Source organism: Rhizobium sp. BT04, assembly GCF_030053135.1.
Taxonomy (GTDB): Bacteria; Pseudomonadota; Alphaproteobacteria; order Rhizobiales; family Rhizobiaceae; genus Rhizobium; species Rhizobium binxianense.
In genome coordinates this window covers 140,834-161,686 of the sequence record NZ_CP125647.1, presented here as the reverse complement: position 1 = coordinate 161,686, position 20,853 = coordinate 140,834, and the positions used below count along the sequence as shown (strand labels likewise).

At 62.7% G+C, this 20,853-nt stretch carries 16 protein-coding genes; 13 read left to right on the top strand and 3 right to left on the bottom strand.

The genetic code is table 11. From position 1 onward, the window contains the following. The first annotated feature begins 40 nt into the window (after window positions 1–40). The 10 genes from QMO82_RS00825 to QMO82_RS00780 all read left to right on the top strand — a co-directional run bounded on the left by QMO82_RS00825 (window position 41) and on the right by QMO82_RS00780 (window position 13,742). Window positions 41–943, top strand: a complete 903-nt coding sequence (locus QMO82_RS00825) for a 3-keto-5-aminohexanoate cleavage protein (RefSeq protein ID WP_183610338.1) — start codon at window positions 41–43, stop codon at window positions 941–943. Between the two features lie 7 nt (window positions 944–950). Then, window positions 951–2,441: a carnitine 3-dehydrogenase gene (locus QMO82_RS00820; RefSeq protein ID WP_183610337.1), complete on the top strand. Its 1,491-nt coding sequence runs from the start codon at window positions 951–953 to the stop codon at window positions 2,439–2,441. A gap of 10 nt (window positions 2,442–2,451) precedes the next feature. Further along, the gene (locus QMO82_RS00815; RefSeq protein ID WP_183610336.1) at window positions 2,452–3,612 is read left to right on the top strand and encodes an acyl-CoA dehydrogenase family protein; all 1,161 of its coding nucleotides are present in this window, start codon (window positions 2,452–2,454) and stop codon (window positions 3,610–3,612) included. 4 nt (window positions 3,613–3,616) lie between these two features. Next, entirely contained in the window at window positions 3,617–5,671 is a 2,055-nt protein-coding gene (locus QMO82_RS00810; protein WP_183610335.1) for an acetate--CoA ligase family protein, read from the top strand. A 6-nt stretch (window positions 5,672–5,677) separates the two neighbouring features. After that, window positions 5,678–6,460 (top strand): carnitinyl-CoA dehydratase, encoded by a 783-nt coding sequence (locus QMO82_RS00805; protein ID WP_183610334.1) that lies wholly within the window; start codon window positions 5,678–5,680, stop codon window positions 6,458–6,460. Window positions 6,461–6,578: 118 nt separating this feature from the next. Then, the gene (locus QMO82_RS00800; RefSeq protein ID WP_183610333.1) at window positions 6,579–8,168 is read left to right on the top strand and encodes an ABC transporter substrate-binding protein; all 1,590 of its coding nucleotides are present in this window, start codon (window positions 6,579–6,581) and stop codon (window positions 8,166–8,168) included. A 97-nt stretch (window positions 8,169–8,265) separates the two neighbouring features. Continuing rightward, window positions 8,266–9,270, top strand: a complete 1,005-nt coding sequence (locus QMO82_RS00795; RefSeq protein WP_097620124.1) for an ABC transporter permease — start codon at window positions 8,266–8,268, stop codon at window positions 9,268–9,270. Continuing rightward, entirely contained in the window at window positions 9,267–10,094 is an 828-nt protein-coding gene (locus QMO82_RS00790; protein ID WP_183610332.1) for an ABC transporter permease, read from the top strand. The genes QMO82_RS00795 and QMO82_RS00790 overlap by 4 nt, the downstream gene beginning before the upstream one ends. Further along, window positions 10,087–11,718 (top strand): ABC transporter ATP-binding protein, encoded by a 1,632-nt coding sequence (locus QMO82_RS00785; protein ID WP_183610331.1) that lies wholly within the window; start codon window positions 10,087–10,089, stop codon window positions 11,716–11,718. The genes QMO82_RS00790 and QMO82_RS00785 overlap by 8 nt, the downstream gene beginning before the upstream one ends. Before the next feature lie 20 nt (window positions 11,719–11,738). Further along, window positions 11,739–13,742, top strand: coding sequence for a CocE/NonD family hydrolase (locus QMO82_RS00780; protein WP_183610330.1), 2,004 nt, complete (start codon window positions 11,739–11,741; stop codon window positions 13,740–13,742). Between the two features lie 3 nt (window positions 13,743–13,745). On the opposite strand, the gene QMO82_RS00775 is transcribed toward QMO82_RS00780, so the two are convergent. Continuing rightward, entirely contained in the window at window positions 13,746–14,657 is a 912-nt protein-coding gene (locus QMO82_RS00775; protein ID WP_183610329.1) for an alpha/beta hydrolase, read from the bottom strand. 263 nt (window positions 14,658–14,920) lie between these two features. Here QMO82_RS00775 and QMO82_RS00770 point away from each other — a divergent pair, with 263 nt between their 5' ends. Both QMO82_RS00770 and QMO82_RS00765 read left to right on the top strand, forming a co-directional pair. Beyond that, on the top strand, window positions 14,921–15,445 hold the full coding sequence (locus tag QMO82_RS00770; RefSeq protein ID WP_183610328.1) for an RNA polymerase sigma factor: 525 nt from the start codon (window positions 14,921–14,923) through the stop codon (window positions 15,443–15,445). Continuing rightward, the gene (locus tag QMO82_RS00765; protein WP_183610327.1) at window positions 15,442–17,562 is read left to right on the top strand and encodes a VWA domain-containing protein; all 2,121 of its coding nucleotides are present in this window, start codon (window positions 15,442–15,444) and stop codon (window positions 17,560–17,562) included. The genes QMO82_RS00770 and QMO82_RS00765 overlap by 4 nt, the downstream gene beginning before the upstream one ends. Window positions 17,563–17,626: 64 nt before the next feature. Here QMO82_RS00765 and QMO82_RS00760 read toward each other — a convergent pair whose 3' ends face one another. Next, complete coding sequence (locus tag QMO82_RS00760) at window positions 17,627–18,553, bottom strand: SMP-30/gluconolactonase/LRE family protein (RefSeq protein ID WP_183610326.1); 927 nt, start codon at window positions 18,551–18,553, stop codon at window positions 17,627–17,629. A gap of 180 nt (window positions 18,554–18,733) precedes the next feature. Here QMO82_RS00760 and QMO82_RS00755 point away from each other — a divergent pair, with 180 nt between their 5' ends. Further along, complete coding sequence (locus tag QMO82_RS00755) at window positions 18,734–19,807, top strand: LacI family DNA-binding transcriptional regulator (protein WP_183610325.1); 1,074 nt, start codon at window positions 18,734–18,736, stop codon at window positions 19,805–19,807. 12 nt (window positions 19,808–19,819) lie between these two features. On the opposite strand, the gene QMO82_RS00750 is transcribed toward QMO82_RS00755, so the two are convergent. Continuing rightward, window positions 19,820–20,851, bottom strand: coding sequence for an L-idonate 5-dehydrogenase (locus QMO82_RS00750; protein WP_183610324.1), 1,032 nt, complete (start codon window positions 20,849–20,851; stop codon window positions 19,820–19,822). Between the last annotated feature and the right edge of the window lie 2 nt (window positions 20,852–20,853).

Sequence of the window (20,853 nt, the reverse complement as noted above, 5' to 3'; positions counted from 1 at the left end):
GCCTGTCGCGTAATGCGGTCAAGACGGGGAGAACAAAAACATGCCTCTTGCGATGAACCGCGATGTCTTCATTACCTGTGCCGTCACCGGCGCCGGCGATACGGTTTCCAGATCCAGCCACGTTCCCATCACTCCCAAGCAGATCGCGGATTCCGCGATCGACGCCGCCAAGGCTGGGGCGGCTGTTGTTCACTGCCATGTCCGCGATCCGGAAACGGGGGCCGCCAGCCGCCGCAACGATCTCTACAAGGAGGTCACCGACCGCATCCGCTCGGCGGATGTCGACGTCGTCCTCAATCTCACCGCCGGCATGGGCGGGGATCTGATCTTCGGCGATGTCGAAAGCCCCCTTCCCCTCAATCCGAAGGGCACTGACATGGCGGGCGCCACCGAGCGCGTCAGCCATGTCGCCGAATGCCTGCCCGAAATCTGCACGCTCGACTGCGGCACGATGAATTTCAATCTCGGCGACTATGTCATGACCAACACGCCGGCGATGCTGCGGGCCATGGCGAAGAAGATGACCGATCTCGGCGTGCGGCCGGAGATCGAGGCCTTCGACACCGGCCACCTCTGGTTCGCCAAGCAGCTTGCCGAGGAAGGCCTGATCGAAGATCCGGTGCTGATCCAGCTCTGCATGGGCATTCCGTGGGGCGCGCCCGATGATCTCAACACCTTCATGGCGATGGTCAACAACGTACCGAAAAGCTGGACCTTCTCGGCCTTTTCGATCGGCCGCAACGCCATGGCCTATCCGGCAGCGGCGGTTCTGGCCGGCGGCAACGTGCGCGTCGGCCTGGAGGACAATCTCTTCGTCGGCAAGGGCCAGGTCGCCACCAATGCGCAGCTCGTCGAAAAGGCCGTGCAGGTGGTCGAAGGCATGGGCGCCCGGATCATCGGCCCGGAAGACGTCCGCAAGAAACTTAAACTGACGAAGCGCTGAGGACGGCATGACAGGGATCAACAAGGCAGCTTGTATCGGCGGCGGCGTCATCGGCGGCGGATGGATCGCGCGTTTTCTGCTGGCCGGCATCGACGTTGATGTGTTCGACCCGCATCCGGAGGCGGGCCGCATCGTCGGCGAAGTGATCGCCAATGCCGAAAAGGCCTATGCCATGCTGACCGGTGCACCCCTGCCGCCGCGCGGCAGGCTCACCTTCTGCAAGACGCTGGAGGAAGCTGTCGCCGGCGCCGACTGGATTCAGGAAAGCGTGCCGGAAAGGCTCGATCTCAAGCGTGGTGTGCTAACGCAAATCGATGCCGCGGCGCGGCCGGATGCGCTGATCGGCTCTTCCACCTCAGGCCTGCTGCCGACCGATTTGCAACGCGACATGAAGCATCCCGAGCGCCTCTTCGTCGCCCATCCCTATAATCCCGTCTATCTCTTGCCGCTGGTCGAAATCGTCGGTGGTGAGAAGACCTCGGCCGCGACCATCAAGGCGGCGATGGAAAGACTGGCGCCGATCGGCATGAAGGGCGTCCATATCGCCAAGGAGATCGAGGCCTTCGTCGGCGACCGGCTGCTCGAAGCACTCTGGCGCGAGGCCCTGTGGCTGATCCACGACGATATCTGCACCGTCGAGACGCTCGATGATGTCATCCGCTACTCTTTCGGCCTGCGCTGGGCGCAGATGGGCCTGTTCCAGACCTATCGCATCGCCGGCGGCGAGGCTGGGATGCGCCACTTCCTCGCCCAGTTCGGCCCCTGCCTTGCCTGGCCCTGGACCAAGCTCACCGATGTCGTCGATCTCGACGACGCGCTGATCGAAAAGATTGGCCAGCAATCCGACGAGCAGGCGGCCGGTCTTTCGATCCGTGAACTCGAACGCATCCGCGACGAAAACCTGGTCGGCATCCTGCAAGCCCTCAAGGGCGGCGATGGCGGCAAGGGCTGGGGCGCCGGCAAGCTCTTGAAGGATTTCGAGCAATCGCTCTGGGCAGCAGGCGGCGGGACGACCGCGTCTTTCGATCCGTCGAAGCCGCTGAGGCTCGTCGAGACGAAGGTCAGCCCTGCCTGGGTCGACTACAACGGCCATATGACCGAGCACCGCTACCTGCAGGTTTTCGGCGATACATCGGATGCGCTGCTGCGCCTCATCGGCGTCGATTTCGCCTATGTCGAGGCGGGGCAGAGCTACTATACGGTGGAAACCCATATCCGCCATCTCGGCGAGGCGAAGCTCGGCCAGGCGATCCATTCGACCTGCCAGATCCTGTCCGTCGACGAAAAGCGGCTGCATGTCTTCCATACGCTTCACGATACGGCGACCGGCGAGGCTCTTGCCACCGCCGAGCATATGTTGCTGCATGTCGACAGCAAGGCGGGCAAAGCCGCGCCGGCGCCGGCTGGCGTCCTCGACAAGGCGAAGGCGATCGCCAGAGCCCATGCGGAGTTGGCAGCGCCTGAAGGCGTCGGCCGTCACGTCGGTGAGAGACGGTAGGAGGATCGGCATGGATTTCGGCCTCAGCGAAGAACAGGAAATGATCGTCAACACGGTCCGCGCCTTCGTGGAAGCGGAGATCTATCCGCATGAGAACGAGGTCGAGCGTACCGGTATCGTTCCGCCGGAGCTCGGAGCCGAAATCCGGCGTAAATGCATCGATCTCGGCTTCTACGCCTGCAATTTTCCGGAAGAGGTCGGCGGCGCCGGCCTCGACCATGTCACCTTCACGCTGGTCGAGCGGGAGCTCGGGCGCGGCTCCATGGGCCTGACGGTTTTCTTCGGCCGGCCCTCCGGCATTCTCATGGCCTGCGAAGGCGAGCAGCGCGAACGCTATCTCCTGCCTGCGGTGCGCGGCGAGAAGATCGATGCGCTCGCGATAACCGAGCCGGACGCCGGTTCCGATATGCGCGGCATGAAATGCTCAGCCCGCCGCGACGGCGGCGACTTCATCCTGAACGGCACGAAACACTTTATTTCGCATGCCGATGTCGCCGATTTCGTCATCGTCTTTGCCGCGACCGGCGAGGAGGAAACGCCGAAAGGCATCAAGAAGAAGATCACCGCCTTCCTCGTGGATCGTGGCACGCCGGGCTTCGAAGTCCTCAAAGGCTACGATTCCGTTTCGCATCGCGGCTACCACAACTGCACGCTGAGCTTCGAGGATTGCCGCATCCCCGAAGCCCAAGTGCTGGGCGAGGTGCATCGCGGCTTCGATATCGCCAACCAATGGCTATACGGCACACGGCTGACGGTTGCCGCCACCTGCGTCGGCCGGGCGCGGCGCGTCTTCGATCTGGCCCTGCCCTATGCCGCCGAGCGCAAGCAATTCGGCAAGCCGATCGGCGCCAATCAGGGCGTATCGTTCAAGCTTGCCGACATGATCACCGAGATCGACGCGGCCGACTGGCTGACGCTGTCAGCCGCCTGGCGGCTCGATGCCGGCCTGCCCGCGGACCGGCAGATCGCCTCGGCCAAGCTCTATGCCTCCGAAATGCTCGGCCGCGTCACCGACGAGGCGATCCAGATCTTCGGCGGCATGGGACTGATGGACGACCTGCCGCTCGCCCGCTTCTGGCGCGATGCGCGTGTCGAGCGCATCTGGGACGGCACTTCCGAAATCCAGCGGCATATCATCAGCCGCGACCTGCTCAGACCACTGGGAGCGTGAGCCGATGACATCTCGCGTGCTCGACCGCCTGCTCAGACCGCAAACGATCGCCGTCTTCGGCGGCCGCGAGGCGCGCCGGGTGATCGAGCAATGCGACCGCATGGATTTTGCCGGAAAGATCTGGCCTGTCCATCCCCACCTCGACGAGGTGCTCGGACGGCCCTGTTATCGCTCGGTCTCCGATCTGCCTTCGGCACCGGACGCCGCCTTCGTCGGCGTCAACAGGACGCTCACCGTCGAGATCGTCCGCAGCCTTTCGCAGGCCGGCGCCGGCGGCGCGGTCTGTTATGCGTCGGGCTTCAGCGAGGCGACGGGTGAACTCGAGGACGGTGCCGAGCTGCAGCAGGCGCTGCTGACGGCGGCCGGCGATATGCCGATCCTCGGTCCCAATTGTTATGGGCTGATCAACGGTCTCGACGGTGCGCTGCTCTGGCCCGACCAGCACGGCATGAAGCGCAGCAAATGCGGCGTCGCGATCCTCACGCAGTCCTCCAATATCGCCATCAACCTGACCATGCAGACACGCGGGCTGCCGATCGCCTATATGGTCACGGCAGGCAACCAGGCTCAGACATCGCTTGCCGATATCGCCTCCGCATTGATCGACGATCCGCGTGTCACGGCGGTCGGCCTGCATGTCGAAGGTTTCGGCGAGCTCTCCAGCCTCGAACGCCTGGCTGCCATTGCTCGCCGGTCCAAGAAGCCGGTCGTCGTGCTGAAGGTCGGCAGATCAGAGCAGGCAAGACATGCGGCGGTGTCGCACACCGCCTCTCTCGCCGGCAGCGATGCGGTGGCCGATGCTGTGCTTGCCCGGCTCGGCATCGGCCGTGTCCAAAGCCTGCCGGCATTGCTGGAAACCCTGAAGCTGCTGCATGTCGCCGGCCCCCTCCCGGGGCATTCGATCTCGTCCATGAGCTGCTCGGGTGGCGAGGCCTCGCTGATGGCGGATGCCGCCGTCGGCCGCAATGTCGAATTCCCTGCGCTGCAGCCGCGACAATTGCCGCGTCTGCGGCGGGTCCTCGGCGAGATGGTGACGCTTTCCAATCCGCTCGATTACCACACCTTCGTCTGGGGCGATCTCGCCCGCCAGACCGAAGCCTTCAGCGCCATGTTCGAAGGCGGCTATGCCCTCAATCTCGTCGTCCTCGATTTTCCGCGCGGTGATCGCTGTGATGCGGCCGAATGGGCGACGACGGCGGACGCGGTTATCGCCGCCGCCACTGCCACCGGTGCGCTGGCCGGCCTTCTGGCGACCCTTCCCGAGAATATGCCGGAACCGATCGCCGATCGGCTGATGGCGAATGGCATCGTCGCCTTCTCGGGCATCGACGAAGCCATCATTGCGGCGGAAGTCGCTGCCGGTATTGGCAAGGTCTGGGATCGCTCGCCTCCCCTGCCGCTGCTCGACGTGCCGTCCATGGACGGCGAAATCGAGACGCTGACGGAAGCCGATGCGAAGACGGAACTTGCTGCCTGCGGCCTCCCTGTTCCCTGGGGGCTGCAGGCTTTTTCTCCCCGTGAAGCGGCCGAGCAGGCCGAACGGCTCGGTTTCCCCGTCGTGCTGAAGGCTCTCGGCATTGCCCATAAGACCGAGGCCGGCGCCGTCGCGCTCAACCTCAGGGATAGTCAGGCTGTTTCGAACGCGGCGGCGAAAATGCCGTCGAATGCCGGATACCTCGTCGAGAAGATGATCGATCCGCCGGTCGCCGAGCTCATTGTCGGCGCCACCCGCGACCCTGTCTTCGGATTGTCGCTCACCGTTGGAGCGGGCGGAATCTTCGTCGAATTGCTCGAGGACTCCGTCATCTTGCCGCTTCCGGCGAAGAAAACCGAGATTCATGCGGCGATTTCTCGCCTCAGACTAACAAAATTGATCTATGGCTATCGCGGAGCGCCGAAAGGCGATCTCGACGCCGCGGTCGCCGCTATCGCAGCAGCGGCGGATTATGTCGTAATGAACGCGGCATGCCTGGAGGAACTGGACATTAATCCGTTGATGGTTCTTCCCGAGGGGCGCGGTGTTGCCGCAGCCGATGCTCTCATACGGCGGAGGAGGTAGCATAGGTTGAACGATCCCATTCGCGCACGACAGGACGGCGGAGTGCTGGAAGTCGTCATCGACCGGCCGAAGGCGAATGCCATCGACCTTGCGACCAGCCGTGCCATGGGATTGATCTTCCGTGACTTCCGTGACGATCCTGAACTGCGTGTCGCGATCGTGTCGGGCGCGGGCGAGAAATTCTTTTGCGCCGGATGGGACCTTAAGGCGGCAGCATCAGGCGATGCGGTCGACGGCGATTATGGCGTCGGCGGCTTCGGCGGGCTGCAGGAGCTGCGCGATCTCAACAAGCCGGTCATTTGTGCGGTCAACGGCATCTGTTGCGGCGGCGGACTGGAGATCGCGCTTTCATCAGACCTGATCATCGCCGCCGAGCATGCGACCTTCGCCCTGCCGGAAATCCGCTCCGGCACGGTTGCCGATGCGGCCTCGATCAAGCTGCCGAAACGCATCCCCTACCACATCGCCATGGACATGCTTTTGACGGGACGCTGGCTCGACGTTCACGAAGCGCATCGCTGGGGTTTCGTCAACGAGGTCCTGCCGGCCACGCGGCTGATGGAGAGAGCCTGGGAGCTTGCCCGCCTGCTCGAAAGCGGGCCGCCGCTCGTTTATGCGGCCATCAAGGAAATCGTCCGCGAAGCGGAGGGTTCGACGTTTCAGACTGCCATGAACAAGATCACCAAACGGCAGTTTGCGACCGTCGACAGGCTCTATTCGAGCGAAGACCAATTGGAAGGCGCGCGGGCTTTCGCCGAGAAGCGAAGCCCCATTTGGAAAGGAGAATAAGGAGGCGGCTGCAACCGCAGCATTTTCCCGCATGATGCGGGCACCGGAGGTGGAGAGGAAACCGCCTGCGAACCCGCCCGGAAGTTCTGTCAACGCACCATAAAGAAGGAACTGGGGAATGAACGACTACACGAAATATCTGACAAGCCGCGTCACCGCCGGCGGGCTCAGCCGCCGCGAATTCATGGGACGCGCCATGGCGGCGGGCATCACACTTGCCGTCGCCGACAAGCTCTTCACCGAAAGCGCTGAAGCTGCCGAACCAAAACGCGGCGGCCACCTGAAGCTCGGCCTCGAAGGCGGTGCAGCCACCGATTCCAAGGATCCGGCAAAGTTCCTGTCGCAAGTCATGTTCTGCATCGGCCGCTGCTGGGGCGACATGCTGGTCGAATCCGATCCGCTGACGGGTGCCGCCGTCCCGTCGCTGGCCGAATCCTGGGAGCCGTCGAAGGACGCGGCCACCTGGACCTTCAAGATCCGCAAGGGCGTCAAGTTCCACAACGGCAAAGAGATGACGATCGACGACGTCGTTGCGACGTTGAAGCGCCATACCGACGCAAAGTCGGAATCCGGCGCGCTCGGCGTTCTCGGCTCGATCAAGGAAATCAAGGCCGATGGCGGCAATCTCGTGCTGACACTCAGCGAAGGCAATGCCGACATGCCGCTGCTGCTGTCCGACTACCATCTGGTCATCCAGCCGAATGGCGGCGTCGACGATCCCCTCGCCTCGATCGGCACCGGCCCCTACAAGATGACGAGCTTCGAGCCGGGCGTGCGCGCCACCTTCGAGAAGAACAAGGACGACTGGCGAACCGACCGGGGTTATGTCGATTCGATCGAGATCATCGGCATGAACGACGCCACGGCCCGCATCGCGGCCCTCTCATCAGGCCAGGTGCACTATATCAACCGCGTCGACCCGAAGACCGTCAACATGCTGAAACGCGCACCCAATGTCGAGATCCTCTCGACCGCCGGCCGCGGCCACTACGTCTTCATCATGCATTGCGACAAGGCGCCGTTCGACAACAACGATCTGCGCCTGGCCCTCAAATACGCCATGGACCGTGAGACCATGGTGCAGAAGATCCTCGGCGGCTACGGCAAGGTCGGCAACGATTTCCCGATCAACAGCACCTATGCGCTGTTTCCCGAGGGCATCGAGCAGCGCGTTTACGATCCCGACAAGGCTGCTTTCCACTACAAGAAGTCAGGCCATAGCGGCTCGGTCCTCCTGCGCACTTCGGAAGTCGCCTTTCCCGGCGGTGTCGATGCGGCTGTCCTCTATCAGGAAAGCTGCAAGAAGGCCGGCATCGAGATCGAGGTCAAGCGCGAACCGGGCGACGGCTACTGGACCAACGTCTGGAACGTCCAGCCCTTCTCGACCTCCTATTGGGGTGGCCGTCCGACGCAGGACCAGATGTATTCCACTGCCTATCTCTCGACGGCGGACTGGAACGACACCAAGTTCAAGCGCCCCGACTTCGACAAGCTGCTGCTGCAGGCCCGTTCCGAGCTTGATGAAGCCAAACGCAAGGAGCTGTACCGCGCCATGGCGATGATGGTGCGCGACGAGGGCGGCGTGATCCTGCCGATGTTCAACGATTTCGTGAACGCCTCCACCAAACAGGTGAAGGGTTATGTCCACGACATCGGCAACGACATGTCGAACGGCTACGTCGCAACCCGCGTCTGGCTGGACGCCTGAGGGTAAAAGGGGCGTTTGCCCCTCCGATCTCCAACGAAGCCGGGACCGTGGGACGAAACCCGCGGTCCTCCCGCCGTTTTAGCGCGAGGTCCTCGCCATGACCAATCCTGCCCCAGGCATCTTGCCCGGCCTCCGGTTCCGGCAGCGTTTTCCGCTGCTGGCCCTTATCCTCGAGCGGTTCGTGCTCAGCCTCGTCCTGCTTTTTGCCGTTTCCATCCTGATCTTCGGCGGCCTGGAAGCCCTGCCCGGCGATTTTGCCACCACCTATCTCGGCCAGTCGGCGACGCCGCAGGCCGTTGCCAATATCCGTCAGGATCTCGGGCTGAACCGCCCGGTGACGACGCGCTATGTCGAGTGGCTCGGCAACGCCGTCCAGGGGGATTTCGGCACTTCCTGGGCCAGCAAGAATTCGGTGAGCGAGCAGATCGGAAAACGTCTCGGCAATTCGCTTTTCCTGGCGGGTTTCGCAGCTGTCATCTCCGTGCCGCTCGCCGTCGGCCTCGGCATGTTCTCGGTGCATTTCCGCAATCGCCTGCCGGACAAGATCATCAACATCATCTCGCTTGCGGCGATCTCACTGCCGGAATTCTTCATCGGCTATCTGCTGATCCTGTTCTTCGCGGTGAAGTTCGGCATGGCGACCTTTCCGGCAACGGTCTATGACAGCATGGGCTTCGTCGAGCGGTTGAAGGCGATCGCGCTGCCGACGGCAACCCTCGTGCTCGTCGTGCTCGCGCATATGATGCGCATGACACGCGCCGCGATCCTCTCCGTCATGTCGTCGGCCTATATGGAGACGGCAGAGCTGAAGGGCCTCAGCGCCTTCCGCGCGATCGTCAAGCACGCCGCCCCCAATGCGCTGGCGCCGATCATCAATGTCGTCGCGCTGAACCTCGCCTATCTCGTCGTCGGCGTCGTCGTCGTCGAGGTGGTCTTCGTCTATCCCGGCATGGGGCAATATATGGTCGATGCGGTCACCGTGCGCGACATGCCCGTGGTGCAGGCCTGCGGCCTGATCTTCGCGGCCGTCTACATCTTCCTCAACATGACGGCCGATATCCTCGCGATTATCGCCAATCCCCGGCTGAGGCATCCGCGATGAGATTGAGAGACATCCCCATCACCGCCTGGATCGGCATGACCGGTATCGCCGTCGCCTTCATCTTCGCGATCTTTGCTCCCTGGATCGCTCCTTATGGCGAGACCCAGGTCGTCGGCGACGTCTGGGCGCCTGCCGACGCGAATTACGTCTTTGGCCTCGACAATCTCGGCCGCGACATCCTCTCACGTCTGATCTACGGTGCGCGCACGACGCTGCTGGTCTCGTCCGCCGCGACCGTCATCTCCTTCTCGCTCGGCATCATTCTGAGCTTCACCGCTGCCGTCTCGCGCGGCATCATCGACACGGTGTTTTCGCGCTTCAACGATCTGATGATGTCGATCCCGACGCTGATCTTCGCGCTGGTCGTGCTTGCGGTGCTGCCGCAAAACCTCATCGTGCTGATCCTTGTCATGGCGATCCTCGATTCCACCCGCGTCTACCGTCTCGGCCGCGCCGTGGCACTCGATGTCGCGGTGATGGAATTCGTCGAGGCGGCCAAGCTGCGCGGCGAAGGCAAGCTCTGGATCATCTTCCGCGAGATCCTGCCGAACACGCTGTCGCCGCTGCTGGCCGAGTTCGGGCTGCGCTTCGCCTTCTCGATCCTCTTCCTCTCGACGCTGTCCTTCCTCGGCCTCGGCATTCAGCCGCCCGCGGCCGATTGGGGCGGCATGGTCAAGGACAACAAGGACGGCATCATTTTCGGCATATCGGCAGCACTTGTGCCGGGCACTGCGATCGCTGTGCTTGCCGTCTGCGTCAACCTCGTCGTCGATTGGCTCCTGAAACGCACATCCAGCCTCAAGGGAGGGCGCGGCGATGCCTGAGCTTCTTTCCGTTCGCAATCTGAAGATCGAAGCCACCAGCTATCCGCCGGGCGAACCGCCCAGGCGGGTGACGATCGTCGACGGCGTTTCCTTCGACCTGCAGAAGGGCAAGGTGCTCGGCCTGATCGGCGAATCCGGCGCCGGCAAATCGACGATCGGCCTCTCCGCGCTCGCCTATGGCCGGGGCGGCGCGGAAATCACCGGCGGCGAGGTGCGGCTCGCCGGCGCCGATATCCTGGCACTCGGCAAGAATGGCATCCGAAAGATTCGTGGCGCCCGGGTCTGCTATGTCGCGCAATCGGCCGCCGCTGCCTTCAATCCGGCGCATAGGCTCGGCGATCAGGTGATCGAAGCGTCGGTCAAACATGGTTTGATGAGCAAGGAAGAGGCGCGCAAGCGTGCCCTTTATCTATTCCGCGTTTTGGGTCTGCCCAATCCGGAAAGCTTCGGCGAGCGTTTTGCCCACCAGGTCTCCGGCGGCCAGCTGCAGCGGGCGATGACGGCGATGGCGCTCTGCTCCAATCCCGAACTGATCGTCTTCGACGAACCGACCACGGCGCTCGACGTCACCACGCAGATCGACGTGCTGGCGGCGATCAAGCATGCGATCGAGGAAACCCACACCGCCGCCCTTTATATTACCCACGACCTCGCCGTCGTCGCTCAGATTTCCGACGACATCATGGTCCTGCGCCATGGCAAACAAGTCGAATATGGCAGCGTCCAGCAGATCATCGAGGCACCGCGGGAGGATTATACGCGCGCCCTCGTCAATGTCAGGCAGGCCTATCGCGAGGAAGCTGCCGACCAGTCCACGGCACTTCTCAAGGTGGAGAATGTCAGTGCCGAATATTCCAACGGCTTCAAAGTGCTGCACGATGTCACGCTGCATGTGCCGAAGGGACAGACGCTTGCGGTGGTCGGCGAATCCGGCTCGGGCAAATCGACCCTGGCGCGCGTCATCACCGGCCTGTTGCCGCCGAGCAGCGGGCGCATCGTCTTTGACGGCAAGCCGCTGATGCCGGGTCTGAAGAGCCGGCCGAACGACGACCTCAGGCGAATCCAGTTGATCTACCAGATGGCCGATACGGCGATGAACCCGCGGCAGACGGTTCGTGACATCATCGGCCGCCCGCTGACTTTCTACTATGGCCTCAGAGGCGCCGAGAAGACCGCGCGGGTCAAGGAATTGCTCGACCAGATCGAAATGGGCAACGGCTTCGTCGATCGCTACCCGGCCGAACTCTCCGGCGGCCAGAAGCAGCGCGTGGCGATCGCCAGAGCGCTGGCCGCCAAGCCCGAACTCATCCTCTGCGACGAGCCGACTTCGGCGCTCGATCCGCTGGTGGCGGAGGGCATCCTTAAGTTGCTGCTGCGCCTGCAGGAGGAAGAGCAGCTGTCCTATATATTCATCACCCACGACATCGCCATCGTCCGGGCGATCGCCGACAGCGTGGCGGTGATGCATCGCGGCAAGCTGGTGCGCTTCGGCCCGAAATCGACGGCGCTGTCGCCGCCCTTTGACGACTACACCGATTTGCTCCTGAAATCCGTACCGGAGATGGAAATCGGCTGGCTGGAACGGGTGCTCGCCACGCGGCGCATGGAAAGCGCGGGCAACTGAATGTACACTAGGGAATGAGCATGACCTCGCGCGGCTTCACCACCATCGAGAATGAATGGATTACGCTGAAGGATGGGACGCGGCTTGCCGCGCGCATCTGGATGCCGGATGGCGCTAGGGAAGATCCCGTTCCTGCCGTCTTCGAATTCCTGCCCTATCGCAAGCGAGACGGAACTTGCCTCAGGGATGAGTCGACCTATCCCGAATTTGCGGCCGCAGGCATTGCCGGCGTGCGCGTCGATATCCGCGGATCCGGAGAATCCGACGGGGTCATCGACGGCGAATACACCGAAAGCGAGCTTGCCAATGCCTGTGAGCTGATCGCCTGGATTGCCGCGCAGCCATGGTCGAACGGCGCGGTCGGCATGATGGGCATCTCCTGGGGCGGTTTCAACAGCCTGCAGGTCGCGGCATTGCGCCCGCCGGCGCTCAAGGCCCTCATCTCGATCGCCTCGACCGTCGACCGCTACAATGACGACATCCACTACAAGAACGGCTGCCATCTCTCCGCCCAGCTCTCCTGGGCGGCGACGATGCTCGGTTACCAGTCGCGTCCGCCCGATCCAGCACTTGCCGGCGAGCGCTGGAAGGAGATGTGGCTGGAACGCCTGGCGGGCGAACCCTTCTTCATGGAGGACTGGCTGGTCCACCAGCGGCGCGATGATTTCTGGCGTCATGGCTCGATCTCAGAGGATTTTTCCCGCGTCGAAATCCCGACGCTGGTCATTGCGGGCTGGGCCGACGGCTATCGCAATACGCCTCTGATGGCGGTCGAGGGCCTGGGCAGCAAGGCAAAGGCACTGATCGGCCCCTGGGTTCACAAATATCCGCATTTCGCCTGGCCGAAGCCGCGCATGGATTTCCATGGCGAAGCAATCGCCTGGTGGAACAAATGGCTGCGTGGCGAGGACAATGGCATCGACACCTTGCCGCAGGCCCGCGCCTATATTCTCGATTCCGTCCGCCCTGCCCCGCGACGTAACAGCGATCCGGGTTTCTGGGTCGCCAAGGACGTCTGGTCGCCGCCACAGATGCAGTGCTTCTATGTCGAGCAGTTCGGCAAGCTGACGGAAGGCATGCCGATTCCGCACGCGCCCGAACATCCCGTCTATCTCCGCTCTCCGCTCGACACCGGGACGGCATCCGGTGAATATTTCACGCTGAAGCCCGACGCCGAAATGGCGATCGATCAACGCTCGGACGATGCCGGCTCGCTGGTCTTCGATACGATGCCACTTGCCGGCGATTACGACTATCTCGGCCGGCCGGTGCTGACGCTTGCACTGCGCTCCCGGGCGGCGGGCGGAAACCTCTGTGCCCGGCTCATCGACGTCCATCCGGATGGCACGGCAATGCGTGTCGCCTTCGGCGTCGTCAATCTCACCCACCGGGACGGCAATACGGATCCCAAACCGCTGATACCGGGCGAGCGAGTGTCGATCCGGCTCGTGCTCGATGCCTGCGGTTATCGCTTCCGCAAGGGGCATCGCATCCGCCTTTCGCTTTCCACCGCCTATTGGCCGATGATCCTGCCGCCGCCTGATGACGAGGGCATCGAGGTCGATATCGCGGCACTCGGCCTGGGGCTGCCGATGCTCGGCGAGCACCAGCGGATCGACATCAAGGAACCGGCCAATCCCGATCCGCTGCCGAAATACATCGAGCACGCGGCCGCCGCGACGAAGCGGCAGGTGGTCCGCGACCTCTCAGCCAATCGAACGGAATATCACATCCACGAGGATACCGGGCTCACCGAACACCCTGCGACAGGTCTCTCGACCCGGCAATTGCGGGAGGAAATCTGGTCGATTTCACCCGACGATCCGCTGTCGATGACCGGGACGTCGACCTGGATCTGCGACATGCGCCGGGCGGAGTGGTTCGTGCGCACCGTTGCGACCGCGCAGATTGCTTGCACCAGGACCGAGTGGATCATCAGTGCCGTGGTGACCGCTTTTGAGGATGACGTGCAGATCTTCGAAAAGGACTTTGCGGAAAAGCGGATTGCGCGTGACCTGATGTGATCGTCAGGGCACCGCGAAGTGCCGGACGGCCTCGCAAACGGCGCGGAAACCGTCGCCTGCGCCCTCGCTCATGTGGCGGGCGCGCAGCCAGGCATGCACCATCTGCGGCTCCTCCCGAAACCAGACCTCGACCCCTGCCGCTGCAAGCCGGGTGGCATAGTGCCGGCCATCGTCTCGGAGCGGATCGAAATGCGCGACGGTGATGAAGGCCGGCGGCAGCCCGGCAACCGAAGATGCACGCAGCGGTTCTGCGATCTCATTGCTTGCCGGCGCCTGCAGGATCTCGCGATAATAGGCGACATCGGCCGTCGTCAGGCCAGGCGCCTTAGCCATCTCGACATAGGAGCCCGCATCGAGGTCACCGCCGAGCGCCGGATAGATCAAAACCTGGCCGACGATGCCGGATAGGTCCTCGTCGCGTGCCCGCAAGGCGAGGCCCGCCGCCAGATTGCCGCCGGCGCTGTCGCCGATCAGCACGACTTTGTTGTTGGCGGAAAGCAGATGCTTCAACACCGCGAAGCCGTCATCCGTCTGCGCCGGCCAGCGATATTCGGGGGCCAGCCGGTAATCGACGGAAACGAGTTCCGCACCGACAAAATCGGCGATCTCCGCGCAGATGGCGTGATGGCTCTCCAGCGAACCGACGACGAAACCGCCGCCATGAAGATAGAGCAGAACGGTCCGGGTGTGGATTTTGCGCGGCCGGTAGCGCCGGATCGGGATGCGCTGGACCATGCCGTCCGCAAAGATCATATCAGGGGGCAGCGGGCGGTCGAAGCGCGCGCACAGAGCATCGTACCAATGCCGCTGCTGCTCGACCGACGCTTCGACGGCGTCGGCGGGATAGAAGCTATCGCAGATCTCGAGAAATTGCAGGATGCCCTTTTCGGTGGGCATAGCCGTGGGAGCGGACATGCAGGGTCCTTTCGATTTGGGACACGAAGATCCATGTCCCTGGCCGACTCTGCGCTTATCATGCGCCTTTGCGTCGGAGGCAATCTGTCTGGCCGCGACCCAAGGATGTCGCGACGCTTCATTATTTGACCCTGTATTTCCAGGCTTCGCCGCTTTTTCAAAAAATCTGATAATTTTTTCGTCGCCGACCCAAGGAAAGCCATCGGAGAAACGTCTCAATCTCGAAATAACATCGTGCCGGATGGCTTGGGGTAGGTGCGCAATTGGATGCGGAGCTCATAGAACGAGCGCAGGGCGGCGACCGGGAGGCCTTCGGGCAACTGGTCTCGCGCCATTATGACTTCGTCCACGCGACGGCGTGGCGCTGGTCGGGCAGTTCCACGGATGCCGACGACATCGCCCAGGAGGTCTGCGTCAAGCTCGGCGCCGCCATCCGCAGCTTTCGTGGCGCCAGCCGCTTCAGGACCTGGCTCTATACGCTGACGCTTAACGCTGCCCGCGACCATAGGCGTAAGCTTGCCCGGGAAGAGCATGCATTTCGCGCTTACGCCGCTGAACCGCAGCCGGATGCACCTGATGGAAATGACGACGAACTGTCGAGCGAATTATGGGCCGCCGTGCGCGCTTTGCCGGAACGGCAATGCGACGCCGTGCTGCTGGTTTACGGCGAAGGCCTCAGCCATTCCGCGGCCGCCGATGTCATGGGCTGCTCGGAGGCGACCGTGTCCTGGCAGGTTCATGAGGCGCGCAAGAGGCTGAAAACAGTGCTCGGCAAGGAAGAGGTATGACCGTGGACAAGGAACTGGAAAAGCTCTCCCGCCTGACACCGCCGGCAGCCGATCCGGAGGCGCGCGCGCGTGCGCTTGCCGCGGCGATGCAGGCCTTCGACACCGCGGAAAATAATGCGCCGGCGCCCCAAGGAAATGCGAAGGGCTGGCGTCAAAGCTCCATCATCAACTGGATATGGAGCCCTGCCATGAACAAGAAATTCCTCGCCGGTTCAGCCCTTGCGACGCTGCTCGTCATTCCCGTCGCCGGGTATCTCACCTTCGAGCTGAGCCGCGGCGGATTGCCGATCGTCGACCAGGAAAAGCTCGCTGACAATGTTTCGCAAAATAGTGCGCCGAAGCCGGCTGAGCCCGCCACGGTCGCACCTCAACTTTCTGAGGCGCCGGCCGAAGAGAATCGGCCGGCTCAATCATCGGCGACCGATAGTGCCCAAGTCCTCCAGGACAAGGAGCAGCAGACTGCCGCGAAACCCGTTGCGCCGCAGACGTCTGAATTCGATGCCGGCGAGATCGCTACTCTGACGAACAAGTCCGAGGGCTCCGCTGCGGCACTCGGCGCGGCCAAGCGCGCCGCGCCGGCCGCTCCCGGCATTGCCTCCCAGCAACAGTTCGCCGAACCGATGGCGGTCGCCCCCTCGCCTGTTCCACCTGGGGAAGGGCGTGTACAGATTCAAGTCGAAGCTGATCGCGAACGCTTTGCCAATGCCGCGGCAAATCCGATCAAGAGCGTGGCGACCGATCCGGTCTCGACCTTCTCCGCCGATGTCGACAGCGCCTCCTATTCCTTCGTTCGCAGGTCGCTGACGGGCGGCGCGCTGCCCGATCCGCAATCGGTTCGCGTCGAGGAGATGATCAATTATTTCCCCTATGACTGGCCGGGTCCTGACAAAGCCGACCAGCCCTTCAAGGCGACGGTGACTGTGATGCCGACCCCGTGGAATCACGATACGGAATTGCTGCATGTGGCGATCAAGGGCTATGACATCGCGCCGGCGACCGTGCCGCACGCCAATCTGGTCTTCCTGATCGACGTCTCGGGGTCGATGGACGAGCCGGACAAGCTGCCGCTTTTGAAGAGCGCCTTCCGGCTGCTGGTCAACAGGCTGAAACCCGACGATACCGTCTCGATTGTCACCTATGCCGGCAATGCCGGCACGGTGCTTGAGCCGACGCGGGTGGCGGAGAAATCGAAGATCCTCTCGGCAATCGACAAGTTGGAGCCGGGCGGCTCGACCGGCGGCGCCGAAGGCATCGCGGCGGCCTACGATCTTGCCAAACAGGCCTTCGTCAAGGACGGTGTTAACCGGGTGATGCTGGCGACCGACGGCGACTTCAATGTCGGTCCGTCGAGCGACGAGGATCTGAAGCGCATCATCGAAGAGAAGCGCAAGGACGGCATCTTCCTCACTGTTCTCGGCTTCGGGCGGGGCAATCTCAACGATTCCCTGATGCAGGCGCTGGCCCAGAACGGCAATGGCAGTGCGGCCTATATCGACACTCTGGCGGAGGCGCAGAAGACACTGGTCGAAGAAGCCGGCTCGACGCTGTTTCCGATCGCCAAGGACGTCAAGTTCCAGGTCGAATTCAACCCGGAACGGATCGCCGAATACCGCCTGATCGGCTACGAGACGCGGGCCCTCAACCGCGAGGATTTCAACAATGACCGCGTCGACGCCGGCGATATCGGTTCCGGCCACAGCGTCACGGCAATCTACGAGATCACGCCGAAGGGAAGTCCCGCGGTGATGAATGACGACCTGCGTTACGGCACGGCCGACAAGGCGCCCGCCGCGACATCGGATAAGGCGCATGGAGGCGAGCTTGCCTTCGTCAAGATGCGCTACAAGCGGCCGGGCGAAGACAAGAGCGCCCTCATCACCACGCCGGTCGGCAACAGCAACACGGTCGCCACCATCGATGCCGCGCCCCAGGATGTGCGCTTCTCGGTGGCGGTCGCCGCCTTCGGCCAGAAACTGAGCCGCATCGCCGCCGTCGATGCCTATTCCTATCAGGCGGTTGCTGATCTCGCCGCGGCATCGCGGGGAACGGACACCTTCGGCTACCGATCGGATTTCCTCGGCCTCATCAGGCTGGCCGACGGCCTCAGCCAACGGTGAAGACTGATCGCATCGTCAGTTCCCAACAGAGCGGCTGCCTGGAAGGGCAGCCTCTGCTCGGCGATTACCCGGGTCTCGATCCGTTGGCCGTGAGATAAACAGCATAAAGAGACGTGGTCGCGGTGATGAAGAGGCGGTTCAGTTTCTCGCCTGCGAAGGCGACATTGGAGACGATCTCGGGAATATGGATCTTGCCGAGCAGGGTGCCATCCGGGTCATAGGCGTGCACGCCATCACCGGCGCTCGCCCATATTCTTCCCTTCCGGTCGACGCGAAAGCCGTCGAAAAAGCCTGAGGTGCATTCGGCGAAAACACCGAGATCGGTCAGCTTTCCATCGCCTGATACTGCGAGCTTTCTTATATGCCGCGGACCGCCCGGCAGGTGCGAGGCCCCGGTGTCGGCAATGTAGAGAACGGTCTCATCAGGTGAGAAAGCCAGCCCGTTCGGCTTGATGAAATCGGAGGTCATCTGCTCGGTCGCGCCTGTTGCCGGATCATGCCGGTAGACATGGCATCCGCCGATTTCCTCTTCGCCGTAATCGCCCTCATAATCGTGGAGAATGCCGTAGCTCGGGTCGGTGAACCAGATCGTCCCGTCGGATTTGACGGTAACGTCGTTCGGAGAATTGAGCCGTTTGCCGGCAATGCGATCGGCCAGCACGGTAATCCCACCGTCGAAATCCGTCCGTGTGACCCGGCGCGTCAGATGCTCGCAGGTGATCAACCGTCCCTGATCGTCGACCGTATTGCCGTTCGAGTTGTTGCTGGGCGAGCGGAACACCGAGGTCTGCCCGCTGGTATCGTCGTAGCGCATCATGCGATTGTTGGGAATATCCGAGAAGACCAGATACCGCCCGGCGGCAAACCAGGCCGGTCCCTCCAGCCAGCGGCCGCCCGTCCAAAGCCGCTCGACGCGGGCATGGCCGACGAAGCAGTTTTCAAAGCGCGGGTCGAGAACCTCAAACCCCGTACCCTCGATTTCTCCGAACATGATGCTTCCTCATCTCGAATTGTTATCGATACCATTCTGCCCTGTTTTGCGGTCTTCGTATAGAGATCGGCGAAGTGTGGAACGCTGCAGTGCCGCAATAATATCGATTGTGCGATGATAACGATAACTTTATCGTGTCCTGAGTTGCCCAACTCGGAAGCTGTTTGAAAGCGGAGCCCAGTGAAAAACGAGGATGAGCCAAAAGATAAGCGTCTCAAGGGAGGAGACGCCCAGAAGCTGACGATGGCTGAGGTTGCCAAATATGTCGGCGTCTCGGCCATGACGGTTTCGCGCGCCTTTCGGCAGGATGCCAGCGTTTCCGAAGAGACCCGCAAGCGCATCATGGAAGCCGTCGACGCCCTGGGTTATGTGCTCGACCTTTCGGCCGGCAGTCTTTCCTCGCGGCGCAGCGGTTTCATCGCGGCGCTGGTGCCCTCCATCAACAATTCGAATTTTTCCGACACCGCGCGCGGCATTACCGATGCGCTTGAGAATACTGGCCTTCAGCTTCTGCTCGGCTATACCGACTATTCCGCCGAGAAAGAAGAAAAGCTGATCGAGGCGATGCTGCGCCGCCGCCCCGAAGGCGTCATCCTGACAGGCGGTTCGCACACCGACCGCGCCCGACGCATGCTTGATAAGGCCGGCATTCCGGTGGTTGAAACCTGGGAAATTCCGGAGGAGCCGATCAATCACGTCGTCGGCTTTTCCAACAGCGAGGCGATGTCCCTGCTGGTGCGCACACTTGCCGGTCAGGGCTATCGGAGGTTCGGCTATATCGGCGGTACGACGGCGCGCGATACGCGCGGCAGCCAGCGGCGAAGCGGTTTCCTGAAGACTGTCGAAGAACTGGGCTTGGGACCGGGCCGGGCGATTTCCTTCGGCGTGCCGCCGATCACCATGGAACAGGGCGGCCAGGCGGTGGTGAGCCTGCTGGAGCGCTGGCCGGACACGGAAGTGGTTCTCTGCGTCTCCGACCTTTCCGCCTTCGGTGCGATCATGGAATGCAAGCGCAGGGGAATGCGCGTGCCGGGGGATATCGCCATTGCCGGCTTCGGCGACTACGAGATCTCGTCGATCTGTCATCCCAGCATCACCACCATCAATGTCGACTGTTACGGCATCGGCCGCCAGGCCGCCGCCCGCCTGCTGGATGCCCTGCAGGGCAGCAGCGAGGCGACCGGCGACGAGATCACATTGACGAGCTACAAGGTTGTTCTGCGCGAAAGCACAGACCGCGGCGGCGCCCGATAGCTGGCGACAACATCAAAACGCGATCTGCACCTTCATCGACTTGCTACGATCACCTGCCAATTCGAAAGCGGCGACCGCCTCGTCGATCCCAAAGACACCTGTCAGCAGCGGCTTCAGATCGACGCGACGGGCGTTGATCAGTTCGACGGCCAGCGCAAACTCCTCGTGAAAGCGGAATGTCCCGCGCATCTCGATTTCCTTGGCAACGATCATGTTCTGCGGAATCGAGACATCGCCGCCAAGGCCGAGCTGCACGAGAACGGCGCGGGGCTTCAGCACCTCCAGGCCCGCGCGCACCGCCCGTTCATTGCCCGACGCCTCGAACATGACATCGAAATATCCCTTGTCGGCGCCGTAAGCGGCAAGGTCGGCAGCATGGGTGGCAACATTGATCGTGCGATCCGCGCCGCTGGTGCGGGCGATCGCCAGAACGCTGTCGGTCACATCAGTCGCAACGATCTCGCGGGCGCCGAGAACCCGGGCCGCAACGATCGCCAGCATGCCGATCGGGCCGCAACCGGTGACGAGCACCCGTTTGCCCAGCAGCGATCCGGCGCGGTTTGCCGCATGCAGCGTCACCGCAAAGGGTTCGGCGAAGGCGGCCTCGTGGATGGAAATGCCATCGGCGACCTTGTGGCACTGCCAGCGCTCCGCCACCAGCCGCTGGCGAAAGCCGCCCTGAATATGCGGCATCGGCATGGCGCTGCCGTAGAAGCGCATGTTGAGGCAGTGGTTCTGCTGTCCCTTCAGGCAATATTGGCAATGATTGCACGGCCGGCTCGGCGAAACCGCAACGCGGTCGCCGACGACAAGGTCGCTCACGCCGGCGCCCAGCGCCTTGACCGTGCCGGCGATCTCGTGGCCGAGGATCATCGGTTCGCGCAGGCGAACGGTGCCGAAGCCGCCGTGATTGTAATAATGCAGATCGGAGCCGCAAATGCCGCCGGCTTCGATGGCGATCTCCACCTGCCCCTCGCCGGCAACCTCCGGCTCGCGCTCTTCGATCCTCAGATCCTTGGCGGCATGAATGACGATGGCTTTCATGT